The 14,904-nt window shown below is 74.6% G+C and carries 18 protein-coding genes and 1 pseudogene; 11 read left to right on the forward strand and 8 right to left on the reverse strand.

The genetic code is table 11. The features are described from left to right. Positions 1 to 333 precede the first annotated feature (333 nt). Positions 334 to 1,011: a hypothetical protein gene (locus ACWEQL_RS01135; RefSeq protein ID WP_452148018.1), complete on the reverse strand. Its 678-nt coding sequence runs from the start codon at positions 1,009 to 1,011 to the stop codon at positions 334 to 336. Positions 1,012 to 1,204: 193 nt separating this feature from the next. Between ACWEQL_RS01135 and bla the strand changes: the two genes are divergently transcribed. The 4 genes and pseudogenes from bla (at position 1,205) to ACWEQL_RS01155 (ending at position 3,247) form a co-directional block, all read left to right on the forward strand. After that, positions 1,205 to 2,134, forward strand: coding sequence for a class A beta-lactamase (gene bla / locus ACWEQL_RS01140; protein ID WP_452148019.1), 930 nt, complete (start codon positions 1,205 to 1,207; stop codon positions 2,132 to 2,134). A 33-nt stretch (positions 2,135 to 2,167) separates the two neighbouring features. Beyond that, a complete protein-coding gene (locus ACWEQL_RS01145; RefSeq protein ID WP_452148020.1) occupies positions 2,168 to 2,734 on the forward strand; it encodes an HAD domain-containing protein in 567 nt (188 codons plus the stop codon). Positions 2,735 to 2,913: 179 nt separating this feature from the next. After that, positions 2,914 to 3,072 (forward strand): annotated as a pseudogene (locus tag ACWEQL_RS01150) (sigma factor); the annotation flags it as partial. A 49-nt stretch (positions 3,073 to 3,121) separates the two neighbouring features. Then, on the forward strand, positions 3,122 to 3,247 hold the full coding sequence (locus ACWEQL_RS01155) for a hypothetical protein (RefSeq protein ID WP_452148058.1): 126 nt from the start codon (positions 3,122 to 3,124) through the stop codon (positions 3,245 to 3,247). Between the two features lie 143 nt (positions 3,248 to 3,390). On the opposite strand, the gene ACWEQL_RS01160 is transcribed toward ACWEQL_RS01155, so the two are convergent. The 3 genes from ACWEQL_RS01160 to ACWEQL_RS01170 all read right to left on the reverse strand — a co-directional run bounded on the left by ACWEQL_RS01160 (position 3,391) and on the right by ACWEQL_RS01170 (position 6,211). Beyond that, a complete protein-coding gene (locus ACWEQL_RS01160; protein WP_452148021.1) occupies positions 3,391 to 4,878 on the reverse strand; it encodes a family 16 glycosylhydrolase in 1,488 nt (495 codons plus the stop codon). 281 nt (positions 4,879 to 5,159) lie between these two features. After that, entirely contained in the window at positions 5,160 to 5,363 is a 204-nt protein-coding gene (locus tag ACWEQL_RS01165; RefSeq protein ID WP_452148022.1) for a hypothetical protein, read from the reverse strand. A 116-nt stretch (positions 5,364 to 5,479) separates the two neighbouring features. Beyond that, positions 5,480 to 6,211 (reverse strand): class I SAM-dependent methyltransferase, encoded by a 732-nt coding sequence (locus tag ACWEQL_RS01170; RefSeq protein ID WP_452148023.1) that lies wholly within the window; start codon positions 6,209 to 6,211, stop codon positions 5,480 to 5,482. A 122-nt stretch (positions 6,212 to 6,333) separates the two neighbouring features. Between ACWEQL_RS01170 and ACWEQL_RS01175 the strand changes: the two genes are divergently transcribed. The 3 genes from ACWEQL_RS01175 to ACWEQL_RS01185 all read left to right on the forward strand — a co-directional run bounded on the left by ACWEQL_RS01175 (position 6,334) and on the right by ACWEQL_RS01185 (position 8,409). Beyond that, complete coding sequence (locus ACWEQL_RS01175) at positions 6,334 to 6,900, forward strand: suppressor of fused domain protein (RefSeq protein WP_452148024.1); 567 nt, start codon at positions 6,334 to 6,336, stop codon at positions 6,898 to 6,900. A gap of 139 nt (positions 6,901 to 7,039) precedes the next feature. Then, positions 7,040 to 7,393 (forward strand): hypothetical protein, encoded by a 354-nt coding sequence (locus ACWEQL_RS01180; protein WP_452148025.1) that lies wholly within the window; start codon positions 7,040 to 7,042, stop codon positions 7,391 to 7,393. Between the two features lie 632 nt (positions 7,394 to 8,025). Beyond that, positions 8,026 to 8,409 carry an SSI family serine proteinase inhibitor gene (locus ACWEQL_RS01185; RefSeq protein WP_452148026.1) on the forward strand — a complete coding sequence of 128 codons (384 nt, stop codon included), beginning with the start codon at positions 8,026 to 8,028 and terminating at the stop codon, positions 8,407 to 8,409. A gap of 45 nt (positions 8,410 to 8,454) precedes the next feature. Here ACWEQL_RS01185 and ACWEQL_RS01190 read toward each other — a convergent pair whose 3' ends face one another. The 3 genes from ACWEQL_RS01190 to ACWEQL_RS01200 form a co-directional block, all read right to left on the reverse strand. Beyond that, positions 8,455 to 8,886, reverse strand: coding sequence for an NTP pyrophosphohydrolase (locus tag ACWEQL_RS01190; RefSeq protein ID WP_452148027.1), 432 nt, complete (start codon positions 8,884 to 8,886; stop codon positions 8,455 to 8,457). Positions 8,887 to 8,924: 38 nt separating this feature from the next. Then, positions 8,925 to 10,277, reverse strand: coding sequence for an erythromycin esterase family protein (locus ACWEQL_RS01195; RefSeq protein ID WP_452148028.1), 1,353 nt, complete (start codon positions 10,275 to 10,277; stop codon positions 8,925 to 8,927). Between the two features lie 241 nt (positions 10,278 to 10,518). Then, on the reverse strand, positions 10,519 to 10,971 hold the full coding sequence (locus ACWEQL_RS01200) for a MarR family winged helix-turn-helix transcriptional regulator (RefSeq protein WP_452148029.1): 453 nt from the start codon (positions 10,969 to 10,971) through the stop codon (positions 10,519 to 10,521). 162 nt (positions 10,972 to 11,133) lie between these two features. Between ACWEQL_RS01200 and ACWEQL_RS01205 the strand changes: the two genes are divergently transcribed. The 4 genes from ACWEQL_RS01205 (at position 11,134) to ACWEQL_RS01220 (ending at position 14,412) form a co-directional block, all read left to right on the forward strand. Then, positions 11,134 to 12,600 (forward strand): MFS transporter, encoded by a 1,467-nt coding sequence (locus tag ACWEQL_RS01205; RefSeq protein WP_452148030.1) that lies wholly within the window; start codon positions 11,134 to 11,136, stop codon positions 12,598 to 12,600. Positions 12,601 to 12,815: 215 nt separating this feature from the next. After that, positions 12,816 to 13,304 (forward strand): GNAT family N-acetyltransferase, encoded by a 489-nt coding sequence (locus tag ACWEQL_RS01210; RefSeq protein ID WP_452148031.1) that lies wholly within the window; start codon positions 12,816 to 12,818, stop codon positions 13,302 to 13,304. A 198-nt stretch (positions 13,305 to 13,502) separates the two neighbouring features. Further along, complete coding sequence (locus ACWEQL_RS01215; protein WP_452148032.1) at positions 13,503 to 13,862, forward strand: hypothetical protein; 360 nt, start codon at positions 13,503 to 13,505, stop codon at positions 13,860 to 13,862. Positions 13,863 to 13,944: 82 nt separating this feature from the next. Next, the gene (locus tag ACWEQL_RS01220; RefSeq protein WP_452148033.1) at positions 13,945 to 14,412 is read left to right on the forward strand and encodes a hypothetical protein; all 468 of its coding nucleotides are present in this window, start codon (positions 13,945 to 13,947) and stop codon (positions 14,410 to 14,412) included. A 19-nt stretch (positions 14,413 to 14,431) separates the two neighbouring features. Here the strand turns inward: ACWEQL_RS01220 and ACWEQL_RS01225 are convergent, their stop codons facing one another. Next, positions 14,432 to 14,899 carry an OsmC family protein gene (locus ACWEQL_RS01225; RefSeq protein ID WP_452148034.1) on the reverse strand — a complete coding sequence of 156 codons (468 nt, stop codon included), beginning with the start codon at positions 14,897 to 14,899 and terminating at the stop codon, positions 14,432 to 14,434. Positions 14,900 to 14,904 lie beyond the last annotated feature (5 nt).

A 14,904-nucleotide genomic window follows, 5' to 3' on the forward strand; every position in this document is an offset into this window, starting at 1 on the left:
GCCGCGACACCCGTGCGCGGCACAAGGCGGCCCGGCCGTGCTCGGGGGTTCACGGCCGGACCGCCTTCCCTCCCAGCGTGCGGCCGCCCGCACCCCGGCGCCCAGCGGACTGCGCCACGTGGAGGACCCGATGACCCGTCAGGGGTGCGGCCAGGACTCGCATCAAGATCGCCCGGAAACGGTCCGGCTCGTGCCCGGCGCTCAGTCCGAGCTGAACCACAGCAGCCCCCGGGACCGTCCGGCGCGATCACCGGCACCCAGGCCTCGTCCGCCTCGCGGATCCGGCTCTCGTCCAGGCGCAACTCTCGTGGGCCGCCCGCCCGGAGCTCAACGTCATTTCCCCGCGGTCCCGAGCCATCGCAGCGTTTCGACCAGTTCCGCGCCGAAGGCCTCGCAGAGCCCGATCAGCTCCCGGCCCGTGGCGGTGTCGGGCAGAGCCGCCCCCGGTGGCAGTTCGCGCAGGCCCTCCTCGCAGGCCAGCTCGACGACGAGCCCGCGGGAGGCCAAGTAGCCGAGGCCGCGACCGCGGACGGGCTCCGGCAACGAGGTGAGGTACCGGCGGCGGGCCTCCTCCGCCGGGTGCGGGCGGAACGAGTCCTCGACCAGGTCGTCCAGGTACCCCGCCATCTCACGCGGTCCGTCCATGACGTGGCCGAACCTGTCGGCGTCCGATGCCGTCGACGGCCCCGGCTCCGGATCGGCCAGCTCCTCGCCGAACACCAGCAGCCGGCTCAGGGCCTCCAGCTGGACGAGCTCCCGCACCTCCGGATCCACCTCGGAGTCGAACAGCGGGGCACGGCGGAGTGCGGCGACGGCCTCCCCGTACCGCGCCTCGGACCGTCCGCCGGGAGCCGCGGCCGCGAGGTCGAACAGCGACTCCACCACGGCGAGGTCCACTCCCCATGCCGCGTCCATGTCGCACCCGAACAGCGGCGCCCGCAGCCGCCACAGCGCCAGCGCGGACGCCCGCCGCCGAAGGAGGTACACCCGCGCCCGGTCCGTCGTTCTCATGGGCAGACGGTAGCCAGTGACCCCCGCAGGGCACCACCGGCCCTGCGGTCCCGCCGGGCGAGGGGGCGCTCGATGAGCCGGTCGGCCGCCTTGGCCCGGGCGCACCTCCCTCGTAATGTTCGTGTACTACAACGTCTTTGACGCGCGATCGGACGGATCGGGCGAGTCGGGCGCGATGCGGAGGAGGACGGGCATGGGTGTGCGGCCGGGGCGGCGTGGGGTGCTCGGTGGGGCGGCCGCGGGGGCGCTCGCCGTAGTCCTGCCCGCGGGCGGGGGCGCTTCCGCGCGGGGCGCGGGCGGTGGCGTGGCGGCGGTCGACCGGCGGCTGCGCGCCCTTGAGGAGGAACACGGCGCGCGGCTGGGCGTCTTCGCGTACGACACCGGCTCCGGTAGGACGGTGACGTACCGGGCGGACGAGCCGTTCCCGATGTGCTCGACGTTCAAGACGATCGCGGTGGCCGCGGTGCTGCGGGACCTCGACCGTGACGGTGCCTTCCTGGCCGAGGTGATCCACTACACGGCGGAGGACGTCACGGGGTCGGGCCACGCCCCCGTCACCGGGCGGCCGGAGAACCTCGCCGAGGGCATGACCGTCGCCGACCTGTGCGCGGCCGCCATCCGGTACAGCGACAACGCGGCGGCGAACCTCCTGCTGCGCGAGCTCGGCGGCCCGCAGGCGGTGACCCGGTTCTGCCGCTCCATCGGGGACGGGGTCACCCGGCTCGACCGGTGGGAGCCCGCCCTGAACTCGGCGGAGCCGGGCCGGGTGACCGACACCTCGACCCCGCGCGGCATCGGCCTGACCTACGCCCGGCTCACCCTCGGGAACGTCCTGGACGCGCCCGGACGCGAGCGGTTGACCGGGTGGCTGCGGGGCAACACGACCGGCGGCGCGCGCCTGCGCGCGGGTCTGCCCGGGGACTGGACCGTCGGGGAGAAGACCGGCACCGGCGCCTACGGCACCACCGATGACGTGGGCGTCGCCTGGCCGCCCGGCCGGAGCCCGGTCGTGATGGCGGTCCTGTCCACGAAGCACGAGGCCTCCGCCGCCGCGGACGAGCCGCTGGTCGCCGGCGTCGCCGCGCTACTGGCAACGGAGTTCGGCGACCGCCGACGGCCCTGAGAGGCGCGCACACTCGTGATCTAGGGTGCTGCCGTGACCGGCACCGCGCAGCGTCCGCTGCTCTTCCTCGACGTCGACGGCCCGCTCATCCCGTTCGGCGGGCCGCCCCAGGAGTACCCGACCTTCGCGGCGGAACCCGAAGCCCTGGACCCCGAAGCCCCGGGCGTCGGAGCGATCCCGGGGGCCGGGGCCGGGGCGGGGGCCAACCCGCTGCTGGCGAGGCTGGATCCCGGGCACGGGCCGCGGCTGGCGGCGCTGCCGTGCGAGGTGGTCTGGGCCACCACCTGGATGGAGGACGCCAACGACTGCCTAGCGCCTCGGCTCGGCCTGCCGCGGCTGGAGGTGGTGGACTGGCCGGAGCCGTCCGAGCTCGACGACCGGGACGCGCGCCGCGGGCTGCACTGGAAGACCCGGGCGCTCGTCGGCCGGGCGGCGGGCCGGCCCTTCGCCTGGGTCGACGACGAGCTCACCGACGCCGACCGGTCCTGGGTCGCCGCCCACCACCCCGGACCGGCCCTGCTCCACCGCGTCGACCCCCGACGCGGTCTGACCGCCGCCGACTACGAGGCCCTCGACACCTGGCTCCGGCACCCGTCCTGACAGCCGATCGGGAAGACCGGGAAGACCGGGGAGACCGCGGAGGAACTGATCGCGGAGGAGGGTAAGCGGTTTCGGCCTCACCCGGGCTCTAGAGGGGTGAGGAGGTGCTCATGGGAGACAGGAAGATCGACCGGGACGAGGAGTTCCGGTCCTTCATCGTCGGGGCCTGGCCCCGGCTGATGCGAACGGCCTACCTGCTGGCGGGGGAGCGGTACGCGGCCGAGGACCTCGTGCAGTCCGCGGCGGAGAAGGCGTGCGCGGCCTGGGGGAGGGTACGGCGGGCCGACGACCCGTACGCCTATGTGCGGCGGATCCTGGTGAACCAGCACACCCGCCGGGCCAGGCGCAGGCCGCCCGAGCTGCTGGTGGACGCCGGCCCCGGTCGCCGTGGGCGACTCACCGATCCACCACCTCGCGCTGGCCAGGCCGGCGGGCAAGGCGGCGAAGTCGTGGCAGTTCTTCGACCACCAGGGCGGCAGGCTCCCGGACGACGGCACCCGGCTGCTGGAGTGAGGCGGTGACCCGGTGCGGTGACCCGGTGAGGTGAACGGGCGGGTGGGCCGCCGGGCGGAACCGCCGGCCCGCTGAACGCCGGGGGCCCGGCGCGCGCGGAGTGGGTTCCGCGTGCGCCGGGCCCTGCCGGGTTTCGGGTGGGGTCAGTGCTGCCAGACCCGCACGTAGTCGACCTGCATGTCGGCAGGGGCCAGGAGCGGGCCGCCCTCCGCGTGCATCGCGTTGTTGAGGATCAGGTACTGCGGCGAGGAGGTGATGCCGGTGGTGATCTGGCCGACCTTGACGCCGTCGTAGTAGTAGGTCACGGAGCCGGGCTGCCAGTCGGCACCGAAGGTGTGCCAGCCGGTGTAGTCGCCGGAGGCACAGCCGCCGGGGCCGCCAGCGGGCGAGTGGAAGTGGTAGCAGGCGTTTCCGCCCAGGCCCTCCATCACGTCGTTCTCCCCGTCGCCCGGCCAGCTCTGGCCGTCGGTCCAGAAGGCCGGCCAGTTGGCGATCTTCGTACCGGAGGCGGGCACGTAGATCCGCGACTCGACCATGCCGTAGGTGAACTCGAAGCCGCCGGAGGCCCGTCCGTCGTGCGGGTTCGTCGACACCAGGCCGGAGGTGTACTCCTTGGTGGCCGTGACGCGGTTCGAGGTGCAGGTGTTGGACTGCTTGACGGCGGTCAGGTGCAGGTTGTCACCGCTGACGGTGGCGTTCTTCGCGGAGTAGCACTGGAGCTCCGTGGAGCCCACGGCCCCGGAGATGCCGTTCCAGGCGGACAGGCCCTGCCCGAGGTCGCCGAACCACCCGGGGATCCACTTGTTGGTGTCGAGCGAGCTGCCGCTGAACTCGTCCGTGAAGACCCGGCGCCAGCTGCCCTGGACACCGAGCGGGCCGGCCGAGGAGCCGGAGGTCGGACCGGCCGTCGCGGAGGGGCTGGCCGTCGCGCTCGGAGTGGCCGTGGCGCTCGGGGTGGGGCTCGCCGTCGCCGTCGCACTTGCCGTGGGGCTGGCGAAGGGCGAGGTGGGGGCCGCCGTGGCGGTGGCGGTCGCCGTCGGCGTCGCGGTGGCCGTGGCGCTCGGCGACGAGGTGGCGGTGGCCGAAGGCGAGGGCGAGGTGGTGGCGGTGGGCTTGGCCGTGGCGCTCGGCGACGAGGTGGCCGTCGGGGTCGGCGTCGGGGACGGGCTCGGGGTCACGGTCGTGGCCGCGTCCGAGGTGAAGCCGTTGACCGGCTTCAGGTTGTGCCAGCGGTTGTCGGAGCCCTTGTACGCGACGAAGTACGTGTACTTGCCCGTCGGGAAGGTCCGGCTCTCCGGGGTGAAGGTGGTCTGCTGCCCGCCCAGCGTGGTCGCGATCGCACCGCGGAAGTCGTAGTTGGTGCCGTCGGCCGAGCGGACCGCGATGGTCAGGGACTGCACCGAGGTCTGCTTGGTGGCGTGCAGCTTGGCGGTGGCGGTGACCGGCGAGGCGGCACCGGGGGCGGTCGGCGTGAGCGTGAGCGAGTCGACGACGACCGGCTCGGACGGCTTGTTCGGTACGGCCCACGCGGCCGTACCGGTGCCGACCGCGGCGAGGGCGATGCCGATCGCGGCGAACCGGTGCCGGGTGCCGAACCGGCTCGTGCGGCGATGCTTCGGATGCTTGGGCATACGGGAGGACCCTTTCGTTCCCCCCTCTGCTGGACCGGCAGCAGCCTGCGCGGCGGGACGGTCCGTACGCAAGCCGTCCGCACGCCCGCTGCCGTGTCCGGGCCCGCTGCGCCGATCATGTTCGTGCGCAAAACACCAGGCGGGAGCGGGCTTCGAGGCGTCAGCGGCACACCCCTGTGAGATGGGGCACAGGTGCAGGTCACGGTTTCGTCATAGTCGTGACATTCAAGTCCAATTCGGACAATGCGCGCACCGGCGTGGTCGACCGCCGCGCCGGGGTCTCAGTCGTCGAGGTCGGGCCAGCCGTCCCGGTCGGTGTACGACTCGTAGTCGTACCGGGTCAGCCGCCGCCACTCCGTCCCGGTCACCCGCTCGTAGGCCGCCACGTGGACGTACAACAGCTTCTCGCACTGGCGCCGGCTGAACGGCTCGAACCGCTCCGGGTGGCCGAAGACGCCCCCGTACGCCTCGCGGCCCGCGGCCACGAACCCCGCCGCCGCGCGACCCCCTCCATCTCCGCCCTCCACCTCCCGGCACCCCCGGCCCCACCGACATGCCCGGGGTCCGGTCCGAGGTGCTGGCCTGACGGGGTGCCGGCCGGTCAGGGGTGGCAGATCAGGAGGGAGGACACCGGGGCCGCCCGGTAGGCGGCCCAGGTCCGCTCGTCGTGGTGGGAGTCGGGCGGCGGGGTGGTGATGGGGTGCCGGTCGACGGTGGTGAAGCCGGCGGCGCGGGCGGCGGCCTCCAGGTCGGGGTGGGGCCACTCGTAGAACTCGTACGGGGTGGGCGGGTCGGTGAGGAAGGCCGCGCGGAGGACGGGCACCTCAGGGCCGGGAACCCGTTCGTGGACGGTGACGCCGACCGCGTCCCAGTTGCCCTCGGGGAAGGGCGACCGGTTGGGGACGACGGCCACCAGGCGGCCGGCGGGGGCGAGATTGGCGCGGATCGCCGTGAACATCGCGCGCAGTGAGGCGCGTGTGGGCGCGTAGTTGAACAGGTAGACGGCGGTGGCCAGGTCGAACGCGCCCAGCCGGGGCATGGCGGCCACGTCGTGCACGGCGTACTCGATGCCCAGCGGGCGTCGTGCCTCGTGCCCGCGCGCCAGGCGCACCATCTCGCCGGAGATGTCGACCCCGACCACGGGTGCCGCGCCCCGTTCGGCGAGCAGCCGGGTGTTGTACCCCGCCCCGCAGGCGAGGTCGAGGGCGGATGTCCCGGTCACGTCGCCGATCTCCAGCAGCAGGCTGTGGGTGTCGGCGGCGGAGAACGCGGCAGTGGACTTGGACTCCTCGAAGCGCGTCCCGATCCGGTCGTACTGGTGCTGGTCCGTCATCGCGCCGTCGGCTCCTCAGAACATCGTCGCCCTCTTCTACCACCGCTCCGACCAGCGGCGACCGGTGGCGCGCCGGGGCGCCCGCGTCCCCCTCCACACGGCGGGCGTGCGATCATCGCGCGGTGGACGAGTGGGGATCGCGGGCGGCCGACGCCGTCGAGGCGCATGTGCGGGGGTTCTTCGCGGGGCACGGGGTGGAGGCCGTGGAGGTCGACCCGGGGCCGGAGCGGCGCGGGGTGGTTCCGGGGCTGCGTGTGCTCGTGGTGGGGCCGGGGCCGCGCGGCGACGCGTGGGCGTACGTGACGGCGGGGTGCGCGGACGAGGGGAAGGGGCTGGAGTTCGTGATGACCGCGCACGTCCGGGACCATCGGTTCGTCGAGCTGATGGCGATGGTCGCGTCCTACCACCGCGGGGGGCGCCGGCTGGATCTGGAGCACAGCATGCCGATCGGGGAGCCGTGGGTACCGGGCTCGTCCTGTGACCATCTGCTGATCAGCCTGCCCTATCTGCACGGGCCCGAGCTGGAGCACTGTCCGCTGCCGGACGGGCGCGCCCGTGTCCTGTGGGCGCTGCCGGTGACCGCCGCCGAGATCGCCTACCGGAGGACGCACGGGCACGGGGCGCTGGAGGAGCTCTTCGACGAGGCCGGGATCATCCCGACCGACCCCTTCCGGGCGTCCGTCGTCTGACACCCGGGCTCCGGGCTCCGGCTTGAGGGCCCGGACTTCCGGGCCCTGGCCTCTGGGCCTCGTCACACCTGGTGGCGGTCACCGCGCCCGTATGATCACGCCGCGGCCCGTGGTGGTCCGGAAGGAGACGACGAAACCGATGACGCGACGCGCGGCGGCCTCCCCCGAGGAGCGGTACGAGCAACTGGTCGAGAAGTTCGCGGAGCTGCCGGGGGTGGAGGTTCCCGGTGACGTGCCCGGGCGGGAGGGGAAGTTCGGCGCCTCCGCGCTGAAGGTCGGCGGGAAGATCTTCGCGATGCTCGCGCAGGGCCGGCTGGTGGTGAAGCTGCCGCGGGCGCGGGTCGACGAACTGGTGGACGCGGGTGAGGGCGAGCGCTTCGACCCGGGGCACGGGCGGCTGATGCGGGAGTGGCTGAGCCTCGATCCCGGCTCCGGGCTGTCCTGGAGCGAGCTGGGCCGGGAGGCCCTGGTCTTCGTGGGACCCGGCCGCTGAGCACGGCCCGGTTACGTGCGCACACCACCACCGACATGGCATGGATGACCGGACATGGACACTGGTTGAGCCCCGGCCACCGCGCGTGCGGGCGGCGGGGGCCCCTGGAAGGTGTGGTGGCCGAGGTGGCGGAGGCGTCGACCGACAGTCAGGGGCACGACGGTGAGGGATCCGTCGAACTCGGGTGATATCAGCAGGAGTTGAAGCGGACGCTCGGCTCGTTCCAGGTGTTCGCGATCTCCTTCGCGTTCATCTCGGAACTCGCGCTGTTCGTGCTGGTGTCCCCGAGGAGGCGCTGACCTCGGTGGTGATCGTGGCGGGTCTGCCGGCCGGGGGCGGACTGTTCTTCCTCGGCCTCCTGATGTTCGACCGCCGGGCGCTGGGGTCCGAGCCGGGGGACGAGCACGCCTTCCGGGACCGAGCCGGTCCGCCGGCGCCCGCGGAGGGGCACCGGCGGACCGGGCGAAGCGTGGCCACCGCCGGCGTCGGCGACCACGGGATCGGCCGCTGCATCGCCTGCCGGGAGAAGACCCTCGCCCGGAGCCGAGGGCCCCGGGCCGCCCTGGGCCGTTCACCCGTCCGGGGGCCGGGAGGTGACCGGACGGGCCGGCGCTCGTTCCCCCGTCGTGAAGATGCCCGTCATGCTCGCGGCGGCCACGATGGCGCTGATCCCCCTCGCCGGCCCCTCGGGCGCGTCCGAGGCCCCCACCCGCCTGACCCTGTCGGTCCGGCCCGGCGAGGCGGACGGTTCGTCCGCCGCCCGGACGGCCACGCTGACCTGCGCCCCCGGTGTCGGCGGCACCCACCCCGCCCCGGAGGAGGCCTGCCGCCTGCTGGACACGGTGGACGGTGACCCGGCGCTCCTCAACGCCGACCCCGGCACCTGCACCATGGAGTACAGCCCGTACACCGCCCGCGCGGAGGGCACCTACCGGGGGCGGCCGGTGGCCTTCGAGGAGACCTACGGCAACCGCTGCGACCTGCGGCGACGGGCCGGCGCGCTGTTCGACCTCTGAGCACCGGGCGTGTGCTCCCCGGCCTCCGGCCTCCGGCCGCGCAGGTCAGCCGGGCCGGACCGCGCGCGGCCCGGTCACCTCGGCGCCCAGCGCGGTGACCCGGGCGCGCAGTTCGCGGTCGGCGGTCACCACCAGGCAGCCGCGCCCGGGCCGGGCGGCCAGCGCGTCCCCGACCAGGCCGACGATGCGGTCGTCGCCGCTGCCGACGGCCGGCTCGGCCCGTACCACCTCCGTGGAGGCGACCCCGCGGGCGGCGCCCTCCACGACCAGCACCACCTCCAGCGGCCCGGTCCGCGCCCACCCGGGCGCGCCGGGGTGCTCGCCCAGGCCGTCCCGGGCCACGGGCCCGAGCGCGTCGCGCAGCCGCTCGGTCGCCCCGCGCCGGTCGCGCCACCAGCCATCGGGCACCGAGCCCACCACATTGGCCGCGTCCACCACGAGCAGGGGCGCGGCCGCGGCGCCGTCGTTCTCGTCCATGGTGCGCAAGCCTGCCACGTGCGGGGTCGGTGCCGGGCTCAGAGTCGCTCGGCCTCGTGGACCTGGTGCAGATGGACGAGGACGTCGTAGGCCCGGCCGAGGGCGAGGGCCGGGGGAGGGCCGCCGTCGGGCACCGGGCCGGCGTCGTGGACCGGGCGGGCGGTGTCCAGCCAGGCCCGGGCCGCGGACGGGGTGTCGCGCAGGTCCACGTAGTAGTCGCGGTGGCGGACCAGGTCGAGGGTGTGCTCGTTCGTGCCGGCGGCGGCCGCGGGCACCGTGGTCCGCTTCCACCCGCCGCCGGGGGCGGTGTCCTCGGCGAGGAAGGAGCCGCGGTCGAAGGTGACGCCGATGCTGACGTAGCCCGTGCCGAGGCTCCGGCGCAGCAGCGCGCCCTGGGTGGTCGGACGCGTCGCCGGACGACCGGACAGGCGGCCGACGCGCTCGTTGGGCGCCGACAGCAGCACCTTGCCGCCGGTGCGGCGCTGCCACCAGGCGGTGTTCTCGGCCGTCGCCCGGTCGCGGAGCAGCTCGGCGGCGGCGAGGGAGGCCGGGTCGCCGCGGTCGAAGGCGGTGTACGCGAAGGTGTGGGCGATGTTCCGGGCGTGCTGGAGCGCCCACTCGCGCTCCTCGTCGCCGGTGTTCTCCGTTCCGGTGACCAGGTCCAGCGCCGCCTGCGCCGTGGCCGCGTCCCGGCGCCGCTGCGCGACGGTTCTGTCCGGACGGGCGGACACGTCGGCGGACGGGCGCAGTTCGGCGTACAGCGCCTCCAGCCGTGGCAGTGCCTCCGGGTCGGTCCCGCGGACGTGGGCGAGGACCCGCTCGAACATCGTGTCGTCGAGGCCCGGGAGGCCGAGGTCGCCGCCCGTGAAGTGGACCGTGCGCCCGGGGTGCCGGAGGTTGTACTCGCGCATCCAGGCGATCAGGCCGACGAACTCCTCGCGCTCCCACGGTGATCCGGCCAGCGCCTCCGCGACGACCTGACGGGCGTCGCCCGGACCGCCCTGGAGGAACTCGTCGATCCTGAGCCCCGCCGACCAGCTCGTCCCCAGGGCGAAGACGGTGAAGCCCTTCTCCTCCACCAGGTGGCGGAAGACCCGTTCCTTCATCGCGAAGGACTCGTGCGAGCCCTGCGTGGCCTCGCCCAGGCCCACCACGGTGGCGTCACCGATCATCTCGCCCAGCGCCCGCAGGTCGGTGGCCCGGCCACCGGGCTCCGTCGTCCGCAACGGATGGGCGCCGCGCTCCAGTTCGCGCACCACGGCCACCGGCCGGGCCTCGCCCGCCGGGGCGGCGGGGGCCGCGGTCGCCATCGGCACCAGCAGGGCGGCCGTGACCGCGACCGCCGCCGCCACAACGCCCCGCCGGGCGATCCGATCGTTGTGCGCCGTCATGCTGATGACCCCTCAGTTCTCCTGTCCCGCACAGCCGGTAGGGCGATCCTCGCCCGCGACGGGGGTGCGGCGCGCTGGCGCGGGCCTCCGGGTTCCCCCGGGGGAAAACCCCCGCCCGGACCGGGAGGTAGCACCCCCTCGGGGCGCGGCGCGGCTCGGGGGCCGGCGGGGGTGCGGCGTGGTTGGGGGATCGTGCCTTGGGAACCGTCGATCACCGTCCGGCCGCCGGCCCGTCCTCCCGTCAGTCGCGGGGATGGCGGGTGGGCCGGGTGTCGACGTTGGCGGTCAGGGTGGCGAGGAGGCCGGGCAGGTCGGCCACGGTCGGGGCGGGCAGTCCGGTCACGGTCTCCTCGGCCAGCGCGCACCAGACGTCCTTGAGCCGTTCGGTCAGGTCCCAGCCGGTGTCGGTGAGTTCGACGATGGTGGCGCGTCGGTCGGAGGGGGCGGGGGTGCGGCGGATGTGGCCGGATGCCTCGAGCTTGCGGGTCATGAGGGTGACGCTGGGCGGTTCGCAGCCGAGGGCGTCGCTGAGCTGGGCCTGGATCATCGGGCCGGAGCGGGCGAGTTCGAGCAGCAGCGCCTCCTGGCCGGGGTGCAGGCCGAGCGGGGCCAGCAGGGTGGCGGTCCTGGCACGGTGACGCAGGCTCAGCAGGCGGATGGCCTGGTTGAGGGCGTCGGCCTGTTCGAAGTCCACGGGCGCTCCTTGACAGAATTCGTTATGCGCATAACGTTATGCGCATAACGAATTCTATCGCAGGCCTCGCGGCGAGGGCACCGGCGGCCCGCAGCGGCGCCGAACGGACGCCCACCGCGGTCTGCGACCACCTTCGACCCGTCCAGCAGCCAGGGGGAACCCGTGCCGTCCGAACCGTCCAGCGACACCCTCACCCGCGGGCCGGCCGGCCCCGCACGGCCGAGGACCGACTCCGGCCGCATGCGCCTGGTCCTCGTCTGCGCCTGCCAGTTCACGGTGATCCTGGACGCGTCCATCGTGAACGTCGCCCTGCCCTCGATCGACCACGAACTCGGCTTCCGGGCCACGGCTCTGGCCTGGGTGGTCAACGGCTACCTGCTCACCTTCGCCGGCTTCATGCTGCTGGGCGGCCGGGCCGCCGACCTGCTCGGCCACCGCCGGATGCTGGTCGGCGGGCTCGGCCTGTTCTCCGCCGCGAGCCTGGTCGGCGGACTCGCGACCACCGCGGAGGCGCTGGTGGCGGCCCGCGTAGCCCAGGGCGTGGGAGCGGCGCTGCTCGCCCCGGCGACCCTGGCGGTGATCAGCGCCTCGTTCACCGAGGGCCGCGCGCGGGCCCGGGCGTTCGGCGCGTGGTCGGCCGCGGGCGGCATCGGCGGGATGGCCGGCGCGCTCGCGGGCGGAGCCTTGACCGCCGGACCGGGCTGGCGCTGGGTGTTCCTGATCAATGTGCCGATCGGCGCGGCGCTCGTCCCCCTGGCCCTGACCACGCTGTCCGGCCGGACGCCCGTACGGCGCGAACCGATCGACCTCGCCGGCGCGCTCACGGGCACCGCCGGGCTGGCCGCCCTGGTCTACGGGGTCATGCGGGGCGCCGACCACGGGTGGACCTCCGTCACGGTCGCCGGGCCCACCGCGGCCGGCCTGCTCCTCCTCGGCCTCTTCACCGCCGTGGAGGCCCGTTGGGCCCGCCATCCGCTGCTGCCCCTGCGGCTGTTCACGATCCGCGGCGTGGCCGTCGGCAACGCCGTGCTGCTGCTGTTCGGCGGGATCGCCATCGCGATGTGGTACTTCACCTCGCTGTTCCTGCAGAACGTCCTCGGTCACGACGCGCTGCGCGCCGGTCTCGCCCAGACACCCGCCGCGGTGACCTTCCTACTGGTGGCGCGATGGTCGGCCCCGCTCCTGCCCCGGACGGGCGTCCGTCCTCTCGTCCTGGCCGGCTGCGGCTGCCTCGCCGGCGGCTTCGGCTGGCTCGCCCAGGCCGGCACCGGCAGCGGCTACCTCACCGGCGTCCTGGGACCCACCCTGCTCATCGCGGCCGGCATCGGACTGACCTTCCCCACCCTGATGGCGGCGGCGACCTCCGACGTGCCCGAGGGGGACGCCGGGATCGTCGGCGGCCTGGCCGGCACCGCGAGCCAGCTGGGCGGTTCGCTGGGACTCGCCCTGCTGGCGACCGCCGCCGGAATCCGCACCGCGCGTCGCTCCGGCACGGCCGCCACTCCGGCCGAGGCCCTGGCCGCAGGCTACGAGCTGGTGTTCCTCCTGGCTGCCGGGCTCGCCCTGGCCATCGCGGCGGCCGGTCTGCTCCTGCCCGGCCGCCGCCGTGGGGGCGTGCCGCCGCTCTGACGGGGGTCCTCCGCCCGGTGAGCGGGGTCGAGGGGGCGCTGCCGGTCCGCGGACCGCAGGCCGCGGGGTGCGGCGGGACGGCCTTCGCGTCGTGGCGCGGGATCGTGGAACTCCGCTACGGGTGGCGCGAGCCGAGGTGAACGCGCGCCCTCCGCCGGGGGGTTGTGGCGGGGGCGCCGGTGCGTTCCGGACGCCGGGGCGGCAGACTCGACGGCATGGTGACTCTGCGGGTCCTCTCGACGGACGACGCGCCCCTGTGGCGGGCGCTGCGCCTCGCGGCGCTGACCGACGCGCCGCACGCGTTCAAGGCCCGGCTCGCCGACTGGAACCGCGGTGAGGAGGAACGCTGGCGGGCCCGGCTGGAGATCCCCGGCGCCCACCACCTCGCGGCGCTGCTGGACGGCGACGCCGTCGGCATGGTGAGCGGCCTGCCCGGCGACGGCGCCACCAGGGAACTGCGCTCCCTGTGGGTCGGCTCCGGCGTGCGCGGGCGCGGCATCGGCGACCGGCTGGTCGGGGCGGTGGAGACCTGGGCTAGGCGGTCCGGTGGCGCGGTGCTCACGTTGGCGGTGCGCCCGGGCAACGAGGCCGCCATCGCGCTGTACCGCCGCCACGGCTTCACCGCCACCGGGGACGCGGGCGCGGGCGCCGACGCCGACGCCGGCGGGGACCTGGTGATGACGAAGGCTTTGCGCCGGCCGTGACCGGGGTAGGGGTGGCCCCGTGGCCGGCGCCGACGGAGACGGGGTGGAGCGGATGAACTGTCCGAACTGCGGGAGCCTGATGCAGGATCAGGGCCGACAACTCGCCTGCGGATCCTGCGGCGCCGTCATCGGGAAGGCGGTACCGTCGAGGACGCCGCCGGTCCCTGTCGTCCCGGCGGTGGTGAGGCAGGAGCAGTGGTGAACACCCCGCGCTGCGGCAAATGCCGTCTCCCGGTGGAGTGCGGCCCGTACGGCGGCTACGTCTGCGGCTCGTGCTACTACGTGGTGCCCCCGCCCCGCGACGCCGGCCCGCCGGCCGGGACGGTGGTCCCCTCCGCGATCGGCCTCTCCGGCGGCCACTGCGAACGCTGCGGCGCCGAGGTCATCCAGGGCCCGCTCGGCGGCTACGTCTGCGGCATGTGCAACCACGTGGTCGAACCCCCCGGAGCCGAGCACGCCCGCCGCGAGGCCGCCAAACTCCGCGCCGACCGCCGCGAGGACACCCCCCACCGACGCCGCACCGCACGCTCCCGCTCGTCACACCCCTCGGCGCCGTAGGGGCCCCGACCGGGTTGTCGGAGGGGTGGGGCATGATGCGGAGGCGTACGGATCGGGGGATGGCCCGGGAGCTGAGGTGGACATGAGCGATGACGTGCTGTCGGTGATCCCCACCGACCCCAGGTGGCAGCCGGACCGGGCGGTGGCCGACCGGGTCGTGGCGCTCGTCGCGGAGCTGGTGCCCGAGGACACGGGGGGCGTGGAGCCGGAGATCGAGGTCGGCTGGCACGACGCGGTGACCGTCGTCGACTGCGGGGACAACCTGGAGCGGATCGGCTGCCCGCTGTGCGGGGCGTCCATCGACACCGGGTGGTGGGCCGACCTGGTCGAGGAGCACTGCGAGGACGGCTTCGCCACCCTCGACGTCACGGCCCCCTGCTGCGGCGGCGCCACCACCCTGGACGCGCTGGACTTCGCGTGGCCCTGCGGCTTCGCCCGCTTCGAGATAGCCGTCTGGAACCCCGAGCGCCCCTGGTTCGACGACGAGGACCTGGCGGCGCTCGCCGAGGCGCTGGGGCACCCGGTGCGCCAGATCCGCGCCCACATCTGACGCTCCGGCCGGACAGGGCCTAGCCGACCGTCACGACGGGCTCGTGGCGGACGGGGAAGTTGACCGAGTTGGCGATGAAGCAGGCGCGGTGGGCCTCCTTGTGGAGCTCGACCGCCTTCTCGACCATCGACTCCTCGGTGACGGTGATCCGGGGGTGGACCACGGCCTCGGTGAAGTGGCCGCTGTCGCCGGAGGTCGCCATGGTGCCGGTCGCCTCGTCGACGTACGAGGTGACGATCACGCCGTTGATCGCGCAGAAGTGCAGGTAGGACAGCATGTGGCACTGGGAGAGCGCGGCGAGGAGCAACTGCTCGGGGTTCCAGCGGGTGGGGTCGCCGCGGAAGGTCGGGTCGGAGCTGCCGAGGATCGACGGCAGGCCCTCGGCGGCGACCTCGTGGGCGCGCGTGTAGGCGCGGTAGTGGCTGGTGCCGGTGCCGAGGTTGCCGGTCCAGGTGGTGCGGACGGCATACGAGTGCAGGTGGGCCATGGCGG

It is taken from the genome of Kitasatospora sp. NPDC004240, assembly GCF_053603215.1.